The sequence below is a fragment of the Agarivorans sp. B2Z047 genome, assembly GCF_023373605.1.
GTDB lineage: Bacteria > Pseudomonadota > Gammaproteobacteria > Enterobacterales > Celerinatantimonadaceae > Agarivorans > Agarivorans albus.
The window spans coordinates 4,846,938-4,863,357 of the sequence record NZ_CP088080.1; the positions used below are offsets into that span (position 1 = coordinate 4,846,938).

Consider the following 16,420-nt stretch of genomic DNA (forward strand, 5'->3'; position numbering starts at 1 on the left):
AGTTATCTACAACATGCTTCTATTAATCTTCTCAAATATACCAATGACAACGTTACGATAAATTAACCTTAAGATCACAAAAGTATGTAAATTATGCATGCTCCTTCAAAAAAAAGATGAAAAGCGACAACTTCATTGGAGTTGCCGCTATAACTTTAAACACGGTGCTAATAGGCAAGTACCTTATCGATATATAGCGCCGTTGAACCACTTGCTGAACCGGTCGAGAAATAAATACCCAGCTCCCTAATATCGTTTCGATTAACAACCGTATTCAAATCAAGTGTTGCAGTGTTTGTTTGCCCATTGGTAATGGTCAGCTCTCCACCGTCAAACCATTGATATTCTGGACCAGTTTTGAGGTACAATTTAGCTTTGAGGCCAGAACCAACGTTACCCCAAGAGGCCAAACGCACGAGTACTGAAAGAGAGTTTTTATCCGAAAGATCTAAGGCCGAAGCCACCTTTAGATCAAATGTATCATCATTCTTTAACTCAATATTGGCTTTAAGTGATTGCCCTCCAGAACACGCCCACTCATTAACAGCCCAATAACCAGATACACTTTGAGACTCACTTCCCCACCCCTCAGTTCCACTTTCAAAATCATAAAGAACTTCTGTCTGAACAGGGGCAGTTTCAACAATACTCGAGAGATGTTCGCCTTCCCATATCTCACCTAAATTAACCACAGCATCGTGATTAAAGGCTTCACTGGTTTTCAAGTTGTTAGTAGGACTCCAAACATCATTCCATGGAATAAAGTAACTTGTTTGAGGAAAGTGGCTTTTTATCACCTTGATCATTTCGTGATAGTTAAATTGGCCCTTGTTTTGGTCAGGACCGACTTCAGCCAAAGCAAAGGGTTTGTTTAAGCTTAGCATTTCACAGTAGCCGTTCATCAAACTAAAGTCATCCAAATAGGCATCTAAACCAACAATATCAACGTATGCACTTCCTGGATAAAAAGCAGTTTTAGCATTGCGTTTAGCATCGGGCGAATACACCCAGATAAGATTGTCTAGAGTTTTGGTGTTGGTAAAGTAGTCAAACATGTCTTTGTATAGGTCCACATAGAGCTGCTGCCTAGTTTGATCACTTGAGTTATAAGAGGTGGCTCCCCACCAAAACCACTCGCCATTCATTTCGTGTAGTGGGCGATAGATGACTGGAACACCAGCATCTTCTAACTCTTGTAGGCCTTCTGCTACTTTGTCTAAAATAGCCAACCAACGGATCCGTTCAGCTGACTGATCGACTAATAATTTGGCAAGGTCATCATTTGAGACGATTGAATTGAGTCCTCCAACCGCTTTACCTGAATCGTTGTAGTAGGCAATATTCCCTTCAAATATAGGGTTTGGTAGATGGTTGCTAATTTGCACTAAACCACCCGATTGCCAGTGAGAAATCAGTTGGGCATTACAACTATAGTTTATCAAGTCACTTTCACTGCCTGCGGCAGTCACATCCCAGCCTCTGGCATAATCACAAGCGTAAATACCAGGTCGTTGGCTGGCTAAAGCATTAATGTTATCTGACTCAGAACTTGAAAATCCATTAGAGTCAGATACGTTGGCATAACCTCCAAAAGCCCCACTTAACAAAGAGTTAGTATTTCGGTTAGGTAAGTGGGCAATCCAATTGTAGATGTCAGCCGTTGTTTGTGTAGAAGAAGCATTACTCAAGGTATAAGTATCTGCTGCCAGTCCGAATGAACTAGCTACACTTATTGCAGCTAGCGAGGCTACTAACAACTTATTTTTAACTTGATTCATTTTCGTCAAATCCATTAGTTACGTGAATACAAAGGCTGCGCATGCCAACTTTTTTACACGGCAAATATAAACAAATTCGTAACGTTTCGATTGTGACTTAAAGCAAACTAAAAAAAATAAAGCTTGAGCAAGCTCAAGCTTTTTATATTTATTTGATATGGATTCGACTAAGTACAGTATTTACTTATTTTACAAATGACTCTTTCAACAAAATAAACCGCCAAATATGGAGCCCAATAAACTAAACGTCCTTACAAAATAGCGACAAATTTTGTAGATGCTAAGCCTGATTTAAGCTTCTCTAAAGCCTCAGGAATTTCATCAAAAGAGATGGTTGATAGTCGAGAGTTTATAGCTAGTTGGTGGTCCCTAATTAAGGTACTAAAACCACGCCTTAAACTACGCATTTCTCGTGGAGAGAAGTGTTTGTTAAACACATTTAAGGCTACTTCATGAATCGAAATAGCCTTATCAAAGCTCGGAAATGGATTTTTCTCAAAACGATCTTGGATAGTAACGATATGACCATTTACATCTACAAAATTAAACAGGCTTTCAGCGCTCGCTCGGTTTACAGTATCAATAGCGGCAAACGCAGGCTGCGCCGACAAAAACGCGCCCAAATCGCGACGCCAACCAGATTGCTTATAGTCAAAACATTGCGTAACACCGGCATGTTTCAATGCTTCATGATGCTTGCTATCCGCAACAGCAACTACATTAAATCCTTTATTTACAGCTATTTCTGCAGCCAGTCTACCTACCAAGCCACCGGCTCCATTAACCAATAAATATGACCCACAAGAAGTGGGTAATTTCTCAAGAGCCTGCCACGCGGTTAAGCCTGTGCAGGTAAGAGCTGTCGCCACATGAAAATCCACATCACTAGGAATTTCAAAAACTAAACGACCGTCGACCACAGCATGTTCCCCATAGGAGCCTTGGCGAGACAATGACTGATGATAAGCAACTCGCGCTCCAACATTAATATCAGACTCGGGGCCCACTGCTACAACCACCCCCGCCCCATCAACACCAGAAACTTTATACCCATCACTCCCCACCATACCGGGGTGGATTATTTTCCAATCTACGGGGTTTAAGGAGATAGCCTTGTTTTCAACAACAACGTCGGTTCCCTGCGGTTTATTAAGGGCAAGCCAACGCAAGTCCATGTCTTGTGGCTCTGATATATCGGTGGTAAATGTCCATGCTTTGGACTGATTAGGAAGTGAGTGCATATTCAACCTTACTACTTAAATGGCAAACATCAGATTATCATCACAAAACAATAATGACAACGTTACGAATAAAGGTTACCACTTCGTAGCTAAGTTGCAACAGCAACAGAATCGGCAGTAACAAAGGCAGTGAGTGGTGGTAGGCGAATCAGTTTAGTAAGGCAAATTTAGTCAAAATGATAGTAAATATTACAGATATGGTATACCGAGCCTCACCCAAAAAAACAAAAACGAGTTAAGCCCAGTATATAGTTCTGGTTGTTAAATACTTGAACGAGTTATTTGCTAATTCAGCACCTTGTTAAGCAGAGCCAGAGTTTTAGCTGAGCCATCATACTCGGAATGAAGATCACCCTCATATTCAGCAGATAACACACCACTAAATCCTGCCTCCGTCAAAATACTCACACATCTAGCAAAATCAACTGTTGTTTCATTACCACTCTGATCAAAAGCGTAAGATTTAGCGCTGCCGCCTACCGTAATATTAGCTAGATCCTCCATACCCTGATAACGGTCGTACAACCGCTTTGGCGAATGATGCCAACCTCCCATAAAAAAGTTATCAAAATCGATATAAACTCCCGTGTTGTCCCGCTCAACACTTTCAATTAGCATCGCCAACCAAGCCCCATTACTCGATGGATGACCATGATTCTCCACCACAATACTAATACCCATCGATGCTGCCGAATCACATAATACCTTTAAGCTTTCACTACAATGGCGAAGTTGTTGTAAGTAACTACCGTCACCATAAGCATTTACTCTCAACTGAGAACAGCCTAACTCTGCAGCGGCCGTTAGCCATTGTTTATGCAGCTCTATTGATTTTTGCCTTTCTTTCACTCTACTCGCAGCTAAATAACCCAGTTCGTCACACATCAAACAAGCAAATCGCACCCCTTGCTGTTCAGCATCCTGTTTCCAGCTACGTAGCCACTGAACATCTGATACTCTCGAAAAAAACAATAAATTAACCAGGTCAACCACCTTCACGTCTAGTTGGAGTGCTTGCTCGACAATGTCTCGGTTGGCCATACTTCCGCGAAGTACTTTTTCTGGGTCATTTTGCAGAGTAGCTAAGTATTTATCATAGTTGTCTCTACTATCCCCTAAGATAGCCCGATGGAACGCCCACTGTGATAAGCCTAATTCAATTTTATTTTCCATTAATTCAATCTCCCCACTTAATCGAAAAATATATTTAGCTTTGCATACTGCAACAACATAATGGTTTTGCCATCAACGATTTCGCCATTCTCAAACATCGAATAAGCTTGCTCAAAAGGAAGCTCTAACACCTCAATAAATTCCTCTTCGCTGGCAAGCCCTCCACCCAAGTTAGGCCGCTCAGCACCTGAATAATCAGCCACAAACAAGTAGTTTTTTTCGGTCACCGCGCCAGGAGACATATAAACTGTCATTACAGGTTCTGGATCATCAATAATAAAGCCGGTTTCTTCGAGTATTTCTTTTTTAATACATTCTTCAGGAGACATTCCATCTAATACACCAGCACAAATTTCAATCATTAGACCGGTAGAGTGAGCATTTAAATAGGTAGGTAAACGAAATTGTTTAACGAGTACCACTGTTTTTCTCGAGTAGTTAAATAACAAAACCGCTGCGCCATCTCCTTTATTGAGTACCTCACGATGCTGAGTTCGCCAAGCGCTAGCCTTTGCTTTATAACGATACGAATACTTAGAGTAGGTATACCAACACTTTGATAGTACCAGCCTTTTTAAAATTTCTACTTTGGTATCACTCATCACTAACCTTTAGGCAAAAAAAAACCGCTACAGGCAGCGGCTTGGAAAGAATCCGAAAAAAAAAGAAAGGATGCTACAAATAGCTAATGAAATGTATTAACTTTGAAAGCGCTTAAAACACATTTCACAAATACCATAGCACCCAACCAACCGTAACGTTACGATTAATATATAATAGTTTGAGTGAAATCACAAAACTGTATGCGATCAAACTATTTTGTTAGAAAAAGCTGATCAAACACACACAATCGTAACGATTCGATTAAGCTAAATGCTAATTGATCATACATTAGATAGCGTCATATATAGAATGACTAGTACACACAAGAGAATGTCAGAGAAAAGTGACAACGTTATCACTCTTCCATAAAAACTAACGATAGTTATGTCACTAAAGCCTTGTTTAAGCGACATAAAGACAACGTTACGATTAATGTAGTTATTAAGGATTAGAAATGTTCAGGATAAACAAAATCGCTTCAGCGTTAACACTCGCATTAGTTGCTACCCAATTTACTGGGTGTGATGCAAGCTATGCTAATGACCCTTCAAATGGTGGAGGAGGTGAAGAACCAGGTTACGAATCCCCTGGTGGTAACGGAACCAGTGCAAATACTATCTCTTATCAAGGTAACGATATTTACCTTAACGGTGTGAATGTAGCATGGCTTAGCTTTGCTGAAGACTTTGGCCAAGGATTAGATGAAACCCAACTAAACCATATGCTTGACCAAGTGAAAGAAGCAGGCGGTAACACCATTCGATGGTGGATACACGTAAATGGAACCCAAAGCCCAGTTTGGAACGCTGACCGCAGCGCTATTGCACCTGCAGCAGATCAGCAGCAAGTTATCGACGACATAGAGCGAGCTTTAGATCTTGCGCAAGCAAAAGGCATTTATGTAATGCCATGTTTGTGGTCATTTGACATGTTAGCAGCAACTCAGGCGAACATGACCAATCAAGTATTAAGCGCTAACCACTCCTTACTTACAGACTCAACTGTACTTCAAGGTTACATTGACAACTTCTTAAACCCATTACTTGACCGAGTTGCAGGCCACCCTGCTTTAGTGGCAATAGATTTATTTAATGAACCAGAAAACATGACTGAATCTTGGTTTATTGATCGTGAAAGCTTAGACAGCGCTCTAGTCCCCGACTACAACGACATTCACACAACAACTGCAATTTTAAGTAATGCCATCCATAACAAAGCTGATGAACTGGGTGAACAGGTACTTGTAACGACTGGACCTAAATCTCTTGGCTTACTTAATGCTGATGGTTTTGGAGGTACTAACCATTACTCTGATGCCAACATGATTGCTTTGGGTGGTGATAATGCCGCGCTAGATTTTTATGCGCCTCACTATTACGACGACCAAGGAAAAGAAGGTACTTGGTCTCCGTTCTACCACAAAGCCAGTTATTGGGAGTTAGATAAACCCGTAGTTATTGGCGAGTTCTTCGCAGATAAAGATGCATATAAGCCAGCTGAATTTGACTACTTTGGTGACCCCATCGGCGAAGAGCAACTATGTGTAAGACTAAGTGAAAATGAATACGCAGGCGGGATCTCTTGGCAATGGACAAACCAGTATCAAGCTTCAGTTTTGAACTGTGTTAGAGCCCTTAGCGGAGCCGATGCTCCAGACCCAAGTGCAGGCTCGAGCTATGATTTCGAAGACGGTGAGGTGCCATTTGGGTTTAGTTCCTCTTCAGATAGTTCTGGTAGTGGCCAGCTAGAGATAACCGCAGCTGAAGGAAGAAGCGATAGTAACGCACTAAGTTTGCGTGCAACGGAAGCCGAAGGAGAGAAGCAAACCAACCTCTTACTTCCTGTTGATCCTCAAACCATGCCGGAAGTGGCAACAGTTAACGTTTGGGTTAAAATTCCTCAAGCCGCAGCAGACGCAGGTTATAGCGGTGGTAAGATCTTTGTTAAAACCGGTGACGCATGGACTTGGGCAGAAGGTGATTGGTTTAACGCCAATGTAGGCGAATGGACCTTGTTCTCATGGACACCAGCGACAGTGTTAACCGACATTCGTGAGTTAGGTGTACAAATTTATGCCGGTGAAAACAGTGCGGCCGCTGATGGGGTAGCAATCTACTTTGATGATGTAAGCTTACTCGCTCAAGCGGAGTTGCCAGAGCCGCCAGTAGAACCAAGTTTTACCTATGACTTTGAAGCGAATGACAGCGTACCTACAGAGCTTTCTGGCACGTCGGATAGCAGTGGAACGGTAGCCCTTTCACTAACAACTGACGGCGGCGTAGATAGTTCTAAAGCAGTACTAATGACCGTTAATGAAGCAGGGGCAGAGAAGAAGCCTAACTTTGTTCAAGCTGTTGGCGGCAGTGGTACCTTAGGTGCAGCTAGCTTCATGGTTAAGTTATCTAGCGAAGCGGTAGCAAGTGGCATTACTGGCGGCAAAGTATTTGCTAAGACTGGTGAAGGTTTTACCTGGAATGAAGGACCTTGGACAGTTCTAACAGCAGATACGTGGACAGAAGTTAGCTGGACACTTCCTATTGACGGAGCACTTAGCAACGTTCAAGAGCTAGGCCTTGCCTTTTATGCAGGCTCTGGCGATGCTGCCGTTAATGTGGAGATTACTATCGATAACATTCAGATAGACAATTAAAACACCGTCTCTAAGGAGTAGCAAAATTGCTACTCCTTTTATTTTCGTTATAAGCCTATTCGGTCTACACTTTCTAAGGCAAAAGACTATCTATTAATACTACATAGGGAGTTAAATTTGCTCAAAATAAAATATTTATCCTTTTTTTTGATGTTCACTCTGCTTTGTTTCTCTCCGCTATCTTGGGCACTGAACATATTATTTATTAATCCAGCACAAAAGGGGCAGCCCAATTGGGATAAAGCTCAAGAACTAGTTGCTATCGCAGCCCAGCAACTTAATATTAAGGTCATATACAAAAGAGTAAATGAAAAGAAACGAAGCGCCCTGTACCCTATTTTTGAAGCTTTAGAGGATAAAAGCACTCCAATTGATGCTGTCATATTTATGGCCAGTAGCGGTGATGATAACGCTCTTCTTTTTTCTACCTTAGAACAGCTACAACTTCCATTTATCACATTAGAAAACTCTTTAGACGAACGCGACTATAAGAACTTAGGCTACCCTAGAGAAAAATTTAGCTACTGGTTAACTCAAAAAGGCTTTAACGATCATGAAAGTGGCTACAAATTAGCCTTAAGCCTATTTAAAGAAGCAGAGCGTATGTTCCCCCCCCGATAGAGCTAGTTGCCCTATCAGGAAGGCATGATGAGATATCAGCACTACGAAACCAAGGTCTCCTTGATGCACTAGAAGAAACAAGTGAAGTAAAACTTAATCAAATTACTCATACCAACTGGAGCCAAGCTACCAGCAAAGCTAAAACCCTTAAACTACTAAAACGATTTCCAGATACCAAGATCATTTGGTGCGCATCTGATAGCAACGCACTGGGTGCTCATCAAGCACTAGTAGAAATGGGATTGAGGCCCGGTATTGATGTAATAATTGGAGGGGTTGACTGGCAACTTGATATCTTTCCACTAATGCTAAAAGGCGAATATCATGTTAGTGCCGGTGGGCAAGTATTAGCAGCCGCTTCTGCTATAGTTTACCTTTACGATTATTTCAATGGAGTAAACAAGCAACTGCTAGCCAATATGCCTAATATTCAGGTCGACCTAGTTACTCAGCACGATCCTTTACTTGTTCATCAGCTTCAACAAGCAAACTGGAATAATATAAACTTTAAAAAGATGAGCATATTAACTACATCTGAAGCTGCATTTTTTCCAACCGGTATAAAACTGCTAATTAAAGATTAACCAGCATTTCTCAACCTATACACCTTGGGAGAACACCCCACGGCTTGATTAAAGCTCTTAGAAAAGCTGTAAGCATCGCTATATCCCAAGTGCGTGGCAATAATCGCTAAACTCCATTGACTATAACGTAACAGCTCTTGAGCCTTCTCTATCCTTAAGTAAATAAGGTGTTGATATGCAGAGCGTTCGAACAGCCTAGTTGAAACTCTATTTAAATGCGCTTCACTTAAACAACTCAAACTAGCTATATCTTTTACCGTCCAGTTTTGATGCAGCTGCAATGACACCTGCTCAAAGGCAGACTTCACTCGTTGTTGAGCGGTATTTTGCCCTGCTCCAAGTAACAAGGCACTTTCTAAATTAGTCACGAGTTCACTCAACCATAAGCTTTGTTTTAACGGGTTACAGTGCGAAGCAATCATTAAGCTTAATAAAGCCCAAACACTCTCAGCATACTCACTGGCTACCACTTTTTGCTCATTTAGTTGGCTACCCAACCACAACCTTTTCACATCTAACAGCAACCAAGCCATCTGCCAGTGATTAACGTCATCACCAATAAAAAACCTAAATGGCTTTCCCGCAGGTAGTACCGCTAAGGAGTTTGCTGTAAGCAACTGAGAACCATTGCAGGTCACCAGTAAGCCTTGACCTTGTAAGGTAAACAGCAAGGTATGCATACTAGGGCCTTTGCGCTCGACCAAATACTGCTCTCGCATGTCGGCAAGGCCCGCCATATAGATTTCTTGTTCATGTAATCCAACAACTTTCTGTTGGGTAATAAAACGCTCCCTACAAGAGTCATGCATACTAACCAAGTCTTTAAATCTATCACTAATGATTGGAATGGACATCAATTGACCTATATTCAACATGTAACTGATAAGCATACTAACTTACATTATTGGCGTTTACCTAGAGGCGCCTATCATGTCAGTAAAAATCCATTCAAATGAGCCAAGTTTGGTTCACAACTTTACTCAGTTAGCCTTGCCTGTTGCTCTACAAACAGCCTTGGTTGCCTGCCTTTCTTTAGCCGATGTTTTAATGGTAAGTGGTTTAAGACATGGCGCTACTGCCTCAGTTGGCGCCGCCAGTAAATGGCATTTTGTAATCATAATGATAATGGCAGGGCTAGCCAATGCTAACGGCTCTCTGGTTGCTCAGTATTGGGGAAAAGGAAACATAGGTGAAGCCAAATCAATCACCGTTATCACACTCATAAACGGTGTTAAGTTACTGCTCCCAATATCTTTATGTGTTGGCCTATTTTCTAAGCAGATGATGAGTATGCAAAGCGATTCCAGCCTAGTCATATCTGTGGGGAGTGAGTACTTGCTAGTTAGCCTGCCAATGCTAATTCTCACCCACTTTGTGATCGGCACAGAATCTAGTATGCGAGCTAGCGGTCAAACTTGGCTACCATTATTCATGGCTGCTTTTACCATCTTTTTGAATATTGGTTTAAATCAATGGTTTATTCATGGAGGAGCAGGTGTGCCCGCGCTCGGGGTTGCTGGAGCAGCCCTAGCAACAACTGTCGCGCGAGTAATCCAATTAATGGTATTGGGGTTAGTACTTATTCGGATGAAACACTGGCTACTATTTACTCCCTGCACAGGCACAATGCCGACACTGCGTACTAAATACAGAAAACTTGCCGTTCCGTTAGTTTTTAACTCCTTGCTTTGGGCTATAGGCACACTTAGCTATCAAATAATCTTTGGAAGAATGGGAACAGAAGAGCTTGCCGTATTCAGTATGCTTGGTCCATTTGAGTCTTTAAGTCATTCCTTATTTTTTGGTATGGGAGTGGCTTGCTCAGTAGTTGTAGGGCAGCAATTAGGGCAAGACAATTTTGACCAAGCCTACTCAGTATCTATTCAATTCATCGCAATTGCTCTAGTTGGTAGTTTGGCTATTGGCTTAGTAATAATACTAAACAATGCTGCTATTTTGAGCTGGTTGAACCTCGATCAGCCTGAGGTGCTACCTATAGCCAAACCTGCACTATTAATTATGGCCGGTGCTATGTGGTTAAAAATGCTCAATTTAATGGTTATTCACGGAGTACTTAGAGCAGGAGGCGAAAACAAGTTTTGTTTACGCACCGACTTTTTAGCTATGTGGTTGTTTGGCTTGCCACTCACTGCTATAGCCGCTTTCTGGGCGGAATGGCCATTTCATTGGGTATATGCAGTGATGTTTGTTGAAGAGGCGATTAAAATAGTACTGTGTTTTAGACATTATTTTACCAAAGCTTGGCAAAACAATCTCACCGCAGAACAAGTAGGCTAAAAAAAGCGCCCGTAGACGCTTTTGGCTTTATTTTAAACCACATAAGTCTTTATATGGTCTAAGGGTTTCTTCTAGACCGGAGACATTAAAACTAGCAACCAGAGCACCATCACTCACTGGCTGCACTTGCGCTAAGTAGTAATCCATTCCATATAATCGATTAATTAAGTCTTGGCTATCGAATGGGTAAACACTGGTGGTGTCATTATCTTTTAAACGCCAATTCTCGCGCTTGCCCTTTTGGCCTTTTTCTCCGGAAGTAACATAAACGTCACGCCCTATATAAGCCAGCCATGCAATACTAATCTCAGCGCTTCCTTTTCGGCATTTTATGCTCAAGCTTGTGCCTTGAGGTGCACTAGAATCAGTAGGGTCGACTTTTAACTGGGCAATTAAGTTGTTTTCCTCATCCTCAGCATCGCGCTTTAAGGTCCACGCTCCAGTTGCAACAAGCGGAGCAACAGCCACAACAGCAGTATTTTCAACAGCTTCAATTTGAGCGCTACTATCTTTATTCTGCAGCTCCCTCATTGTACTGTCATAGCATTGTAAGCGCTCCAAATGGTCAACCACGGCAACACAACGATTCAATGAATCTTGTTCCGCAGCATGAACCCAAGGAGCCGTTAACAGTAAGGCCGTTATCCATCCTTTTTTGCTCATAATTCCCTCTCGCGTTTATCATTAACACTTAGACTATAGTTTGGCGGAAGACCTGTATATAACCAACTCGGTTTGCGCGTAAATAGTGCTTGTATTGCCGGGTTCTTGGTAAAAAGCGCTACCATTACGCCAATACTTATCTTGCCCATTCACTGTCATTTCACCACTTAAAACAAACCAAATACAGGGGCCTGGATTCTCGGGAAGAGATAATGACTCTCCGGCTTGTAAGCGATACTCGGTTAGGCAAAAATCATTTACCGGAACGGGGTACTCTAAGCCGCCGTCTTTAGCAATAGGCGAAATACTTTCTGCTTTAACGGGATCAAAGTTAACAATGCTTAATAGTTCTTTCGGATCAACATGTTTACTGGTTAAACCTGCACGTAACACGTTATCGGAATTTGCCATTAACTCAATGTTTTGACCTTCTAAATAAGCATGTGGGATACCCGCATCCTGAAAAATAACGCCGCCTTTAGCTACATAACAAAGGTTAAGTAGCAGTACCATCAGCAAACCTGCCTCGAGTTGAGCGTTTGCTGAAGCGGCTCTCATATAGGCTCTCATCATCCAGAAGTAGGCATTATTCTTAGATAAACGATTCTCCTGATAAGCATCTAAATATCGATTCACAATTGGCATAATAAGCGGGGCTAGCTCGCTAGCAGACAACGCAAAAATGTAACTCACTAGCTGCTTGGTTCCACCCTCGGTAAATGGAGACAATAAGCTTTCTAAGCTTTCTTCTTTGCTTAACAATGCGGTAATTTCTTTCTCTGATTTAAAGCCATGTAGCAGCCAAAAATCGGAAAGGGCCAGCATCAACTCCGGCTTATGGTTAGCATCTTTATAATTGCGTTTACTAGGCTCAATTGATAAGCCTTGCTCTAAGTCATAACCCTTTTCAGCTTGCTTTTTAGTCGGATGAACCTGAATAGAAAGCGGAGCTTTTACATCTAACACTTTAAGCAAAAATGGTAAACGCTTCCCATAGTGTTTTATACATGAGTCTCCCAAGCGCCCCTGATAATCTGCGGCCATCCAATCGGTAAGTGGTATACCATTGGTCAAGGTTGCCACGCCATTAGGGTGATCGCCAAGCCAAAGCTCGGCCATCGGCTCGCCCGAGGCGTGTTCTTGACCAGTTAATAAAGGAATATAGAACTCCCCACCCCAATCATAATGTTGTTCAATACCCTTAATTTCTATCATCTTTTCCTCGTTAAATATGGAGTAATTCAAAAGTGTGTTAACAAAGTCTTTTTACTTAATGCGCCTAAGTAGACTTGAGGGTTTGTATTTGGGTTAATTCAGCTTGCTGTTCTTGAGTGCGCTGAGCCAGAATTTGGCTTTGCTCAGCCACATCTGCAGAGGTGGCGGTACTCTCAGAAAACGCTAGAGCGATGCCCTCCAACGACTCGGAAATCTCTGCACAAGCACTGTGTTGCTCTTGGGTTGATTGAGAAATAAAATTCACGTCTTTCTCTAAGGAGTGCAGCAATTCATTGATGTCGAAAATGCTTTGTTTGCTGTCTTGCACGGCTTCAAAATTAACTTTCATGTGCTGGTCACATTGCTGCATATTACTCACCGCCTTTTGCGATGCGGTTTGTAATTGCTCAATCATGTCTTGAATTTGACCCGTTGCCTGGGTGGTGCGTTTTGCCAAGTCACGCACTTCCTCAGCAACCACCGCAAAACCACGCCCTTGTTCGCCTGCTCTGGCTGCTTCGATAGCCGCATTTAGCGCTAATAAGTTAGTTTGATTGGCAATGTTTTCGATGACTTCTAAGATCTGACTGATGTCTTGACTCTGTTGGAAAACTTCATCAATAACTTGTGAACTGGTTTCGATTTGACTTTGTAGCTCAGTATTGCTTTGGTTGTTTGCTTCAATAGCCACACCGCCCGATTCGGCTATTTTGCTAATTTCGCGGCTTTGCTCTAGATGGTTTTGAGTGAGTTCTCTAACGTGGCTACTGGTTTGCTCTAGCTCACAAACAGCACTTGAGATCCTAGAAACCGCAGCCAACTGTTCATCACCGCTTTCTTTTACTTTGGTTGTTTGTTCTGCATTGTTTAAGGAGATGTCATAAATATCACTGCCATGATGTTTGATCTGTTCAAACAATCGACTGTTGGTGTATATGATTTTTTGTAACTGCTGAGTAAGCTCAGAAAACTCTTTAGGCCAATGTGTGCTAATTTGTTGACTAAAATCACCTGCCGCCAACAAGCTCATTTTCTCTAAGCAATAGTTTAGTGGCTGGCGAATACTCCTAGTAAGCACAAAGCCAATAACCAATACAATTAGCAAGCAAAGCAACATAACGGCTAGTTGAATATTGCTAACAGTATCGAGACTCCCTGCAATTAGTTGGCTATTTTGTTGGCTCTCTGTTTTAAGCTGCGCACTTACATTGCCAACCAGTTCGTTCATTCGGAACAAAATGCCTTGTTGCTCAGCCAACTCAAGCTCTGCATCTTCGCTGGCGGTGGTTTGAGCGACCAACAAATGGGTGAGTCGATTCTCACTAAATAGGAACTTGGTGATTTGTTGACTGGCGTTTAAAAAGTCTTTTTCGCTATTTAAGGCTGGGAAGTCTTCTAAGATGATTTCCAGCAGATCTAGGTAATTCTCTTCGGCTGAACTAATAGCATTGTCAAGCTGTAGAGCGTCTTCACTGCTATCGGCAAAGAATGCTCGGTAGCTCATGTCGAGCAGGGCATCCCTTAAGTCGGTATATTCTTCAAGCTCTTTTCGCAAAAAGTAGTCGTCTTTAATGTATCTTGCTGTGACTCTATCAAGTACTGAATCGGCAGTTGCTACCTGGTTAGATAACTCATTACGAAGTGTTTGCGTTTGCTCTGCTAAGACTAAGCTTTCAAAATGTTCGCTTTGAATAGACTTGGCCAGCGAGCGAAGCTCGGTTAAATCTTGGGTAAATTGTTGCTGTTGGTCTTCACTAAGATAAACCTGCAATAACCCTTGCTGATATACCTCGCTAATGGCATTGAGTATCTGCTTGTTCTTTTCTGCAAAACTTGCCTGCAAAGAAACGTCTTTAGCTTGAACCAGCTCTAGAATGGATTGTTGAAAATTAGATAGGTTTAGTCGTAGTTGATTAGAGGCTTGGTCTAACTTAGCTGAATTTTCCATCAGCACAAGAATGTCTTGTTTAGCTTGATTAGTCTGCTTAACAGCAATACCGGTAGATACTGCATATAAGCCTAATACGATAGCGAATGAGATGAGAATTTGAATCGTAATACGCATAGAACTCTCCAAAGTTGTTGCTGAGAGCGCAAAGGGGAGCTCATGGGCTCCCCATTATTTTTATTAGGTATTAGGAGTTTGCTGGCTTAGAACCAAACTTCACCCTGCACACCAAAGTTCCAAGTGTCAGTTTGGCCATCGCGTGTATAGCTAGAACCAATGCGATCACCTACTTCGTCATCCCACTTAGCGTAAGTTACGAAAGTACGGATTTGTGGACGGCTCCAGAAGCCAGATTCGAAGGTGATAGTTGGCGCGATGGTCGCCTTAACTAATCCACCTTTTTGGTCTGTGGTTGTGTTGTCGAAGTACTCGTAACCTACTTCGTATTGCATCGCGAAGTTTTGTGCGATTTGGTGGAATGGACGCACACCTACAGCCCAACGATTTACGTCGTCACCTTCGCCCTCAACAACGTTGCTCCAAGGTTTGTAGTCTTTGTCTTGCTGGTAGAAAGCAAAAGTTGATACATCCCAGTTACCAAAGCTTGCTAGGCCATCTAGCACACCACGCCATGATTTGGTGCCTTTGCTGTTAGCAAAGCCCCAACCATTTTTACCTAGTGAATCGCCAGCAGCTAAACCTTCACCATATTGAAGTACTGCACGTGAGTAACCGTTAGCAAAATTGTAGAAACCATTGAAGTTATAAATGGCAGTAAGACCTAAGCCATCTTCTGCTGCGTTTGAATGCCAAGGGTGTTGCTCCATTGTGTGGCCAACAGCTTGTAAATCTAAGCCAATGCCACCAATGTCCTTAAGCCAAACATTTAGTGAGAAATCGTCAGAATATCCCTGAACCGTTCCATCTACTGGATCTTCAGAGTTACGGTCGCTAGGCATAAACGCGTATACACCTACATCTAAGCGAGCAAAACCTAGGTCGATTTTATCTGCACCACCGCCAGTACCGTTGTATTGGATGTACTCCCAGTCATATTGGTGGTTTGAAGCATTGCTTGAGCTGTAACGCTTACCAGCCCACCAAACAACACCTGGTGCAAAGGCAACGTTTTCAAGCTCTACAAAACCTTCGCGGAATTGTATTTCATGGCCGTCGCTATCAACACAGTTCCAATCTGCAGTACAGGTTGTTTCGTGGGTTAAGTTAGCGCGAACGCGGGCAATTACACCGTCGTCTGTTGTCATAGTAACAGTAGGCAGTAACTCAATTTTGGTATTGTGTTCGTTACCTAAACGGAATTTCGCAGTATCGCTCCAAAGTCCGATACGCTCTGCGCGGGTGCCGTCAGAGTTAATTAACAAGCCACTTTTAATGTAGCCATGCATGCCAAAGTCGGTGCTTACAGCAGAAGCAGAACCAGCTGCGCAAGCTAATGCGAGGAATATGCTTTTGTTTAGAATTGATCTTTTCATATCGTTCCATCTTATCGTTAAGGAAAAATTCAACCCGCTGCTATGTTCCCTATTAGTACTGCGCAGCGGACCTATTGAAAAAGGCAAAACCATAATAACAACAAAAAATGGCAACGTTACGATCTCTGATCACATTTTTCATTCAATAAAAAT

At 42.2% G+C, this 16,420-nt stretch carries 13 protein-coding genes; 4 read left to right on the forward strand and 9 right to left on the reverse strand.

The features are described 5' to 3' along the window. Positions 1 to 167 precede the first annotated feature (167 nt). The 4 genes from LQZ07_RS22360 to LQZ07_RS22375 form a co-directional block, all read right to left on the reverse strand. Positions 168 to 1,778, reverse strand: a complete 1,611-nt coding sequence (locus LQZ07_RS22360) for a glycosyl hydrolase (RefSeq protein WP_227981643.1) — start codon at positions 1,776 to 1,778, stop codon at positions 168 to 170. 251 nt (positions 1,779 to 2,029) lie between these two features. Beyond that, entirely contained in the window at positions 2,030 to 3,019 is a 990-nt protein-coding gene (locus LQZ07_RS22365) for an alcohol dehydrogenase catalytic domain-containing protein (protein WP_152785572.1), read from the reverse strand. 285 nt (positions 3,020 to 3,304) lie between these two features. Next, on the reverse strand, positions 3,305 to 4,192 hold the full coding sequence (locus LQZ07_RS22370; protein ID WP_152785574.1) for a sugar phosphate isomerase/epimerase: 888 nt from the start codon (positions 4,190 to 4,192) through the stop codon (positions 3,305 to 3,307). A gap of 17 nt (positions 4,193 to 4,209) precedes the next feature. Beyond that, a complete protein-coding gene (locus LQZ07_RS22375) occupies positions 4,210 to 4,794 on the reverse strand; it encodes an NUDIX domain-containing protein (protein ID WP_152785576.1) in 585 nt (194 codons plus the stop codon). Positions 4,795 to 5,249: 455 nt separating this feature from the next. Here LQZ07_RS22375 and LQZ07_RS22380 point away from each other — a divergent pair, with 455 nt between their 5' ends. The 3 genes from LQZ07_RS22380 (at position 5,250) to LQZ07_RS22390 (ending at position 8,650) form a co-directional block, all read left to right on the forward strand. After that, entirely contained in the window at positions 5,250 to 7,445 is a 2,196-nt protein-coding gene (locus LQZ07_RS22380) for a cellulase family glycosylhydrolase (RefSeq protein ID WP_152785578.1), read from the forward strand. A 117-nt stretch (positions 7,446 to 7,562) separates the two neighbouring features. Beyond that, complete coding sequence (locus LQZ07_RS22385; RefSeq protein WP_152785580.1) at positions 7,563 to 8,066, forward strand: hypothetical protein; 504 nt, start codon at positions 7,563 to 7,565, stop codon at positions 8,064 to 8,066. Between the two features lie 32 nt (positions 8,067 to 8,098). Further along, positions 8,099 to 8,650, forward strand: coding sequence for a substrate-binding domain-containing protein (locus LQZ07_RS22390; RefSeq protein WP_249483703.1), 552 nt, complete (start codon positions 8,099 to 8,101; stop codon positions 8,648 to 8,650). On the opposite strand, the gene LQZ07_RS22395 is transcribed toward LQZ07_RS22390, so the two are convergent. After that, the gene (locus tag LQZ07_RS22395) at positions 8,647 to 9,504 is read right to left on the reverse strand and encodes a helix-turn-helix transcriptional regulator (RefSeq protein ID WP_194164218.1); all 858 of its coding nucleotides are present in this window, start codon (positions 9,502 to 9,504) and stop codon (positions 8,647 to 8,649) included. The genes LQZ07_RS22390 and LQZ07_RS22395 overlap by 4 nt on opposite strands. Before the next feature lie 76 nt (positions 9,505 to 9,580). On the opposite strand from LQZ07_RS22395, the gene LQZ07_RS22400 reads away from it, so the two are divergent. Continuing rightward, positions 9,581 to 10,948: an MATE family efflux transporter gene (locus tag LQZ07_RS22400; protein ID WP_152785585.1), complete on the forward strand. Its 1,368-nt coding sequence runs from the start codon at positions 9,581 to 9,583 to the stop codon at positions 10,946 to 10,948. Between the two features lie 27 nt (positions 10,949 to 10,975). On the opposite strand, the gene LQZ07_RS22405 is transcribed toward LQZ07_RS22400, so the two are convergent. The 4 genes from LQZ07_RS22405 to LQZ07_RS22420 all read right to left on the reverse strand — a co-directional run bounded on the left by LQZ07_RS22405 (position 10,976) and on the right by LQZ07_RS22420 (position 16,267). After that, complete coding sequence (locus tag LQZ07_RS22405; protein ID WP_152785587.1) at positions 10,976 to 11,611, reverse strand: type VI secretion system-associated protein TagO; 636 nt, start codon at positions 11,609 to 11,611, stop codon at positions 10,976 to 10,978. Positions 11,612 to 11,644: 33 nt separating this feature from the next. Further along, positions 11,645 to 12,826: a mannose-6-phosphate isomerase, class I gene (gene manA / locus LQZ07_RS22410; RefSeq protein ID WP_152785589.1), complete on the reverse strand. Its 1,182-nt coding sequence runs from the start codon at positions 12,824 to 12,826 to the stop codon at positions 11,645 to 11,647. A gap of 64 nt (positions 12,827 to 12,890) precedes the next feature. Then, entirely contained in the window at positions 12,891 to 14,891 is a 2,001-nt protein-coding gene (locus LQZ07_RS22415) for a methyl-accepting chemotaxis protein (RefSeq protein WP_152785591.1), read from the reverse strand. Between the two features lie 86 nt (positions 14,892 to 14,977). Beyond that, positions 14,978 to 16,267 carry a carbohydrate porin gene (locus LQZ07_RS22420; protein ID WP_152785593.1) on the reverse strand — a complete coding sequence of 430 codons (1,290 nt, stop codon included), beginning with the start codon at positions 16,265 to 16,267 and terminating at the stop codon, positions 14,978 to 14,980. Positions 16,268 to 16,420 lie beyond the last annotated feature (153 nt).

Coding starts and splice junctions, on each gene's coding strand:
- LQZ07_RS22365 (WP_152785572.1), bottom strand. CDS start 3,019: ATGCACTCACTTCCTAATCAGTCCAAAGCATGGACATTTACCACCGAT.
- LQZ07_RS22360 (WP_227981643.1), bottom strand. CDS start 1,778: ATGAATCAAGTTAAAAATAAGTTGTTAGTAGCCTCGCTAGCTGCAATA.
- LQZ07_RS22400 (WP_152785585.1), top strand. CDS start 9,581: ATGTCAGTAAAAATCCATTCAAATGAGCCAAGTTTGGTTCACAACTTT.
- LQZ07_RS22380 (WP_152785578.1), top strand. CDS start 5,250: ATGTTCAGGATAAACAAAATCGCTTCAGCGTTAACACTCGCATTAGTT.
- LQZ07_RS22370 (WP_152785574.1), bottom strand. CDS start 4,192: ATGGAAAATAAAATTGAATTAGGCTTATCACAGTGGGCGTTCCATCGG.
- LQZ07_RS22395 (WP_194164218.1), bottom strand. CDS start 9,504: ATGTCCATTCCAATCATTAGTGATAGATTTAAAGACTTGGTTAGTATG.
- LQZ07_RS22405 (WP_152785587.1), bottom strand. CDS start 11,611: ATGAGCAAAAAAGGATGGATAACGGCCTTACTGTTAACGGCTCCTTGG.
- LQZ07_RS22415 (WP_152785591.1), bottom strand. CDS start 14,891: ATGCGTATTACGATTCAAATTCTCATCTCATTCGCTATCGTATTAGGC.
- LQZ07_RS22420 (WP_152785593.1), bottom strand. CDS start 16,267: ATGAAAAGATCAATTCTAAACAAAAGCATATTCCTCGCATTAGCTTGC.
- LQZ07_RS22375 (WP_152785576.1), bottom strand. CDS start 4,794: ATGAGTGATACCAAAGTAGAAATTTTAAAAAGGCTGGTACTATCAAAG.
- manA (WP_152785589.1), bottom strand. CDS start 12,826: ATGATAGAAATTAAGGGTATTGAACAACATTATGATTGGGGTGGGGAG.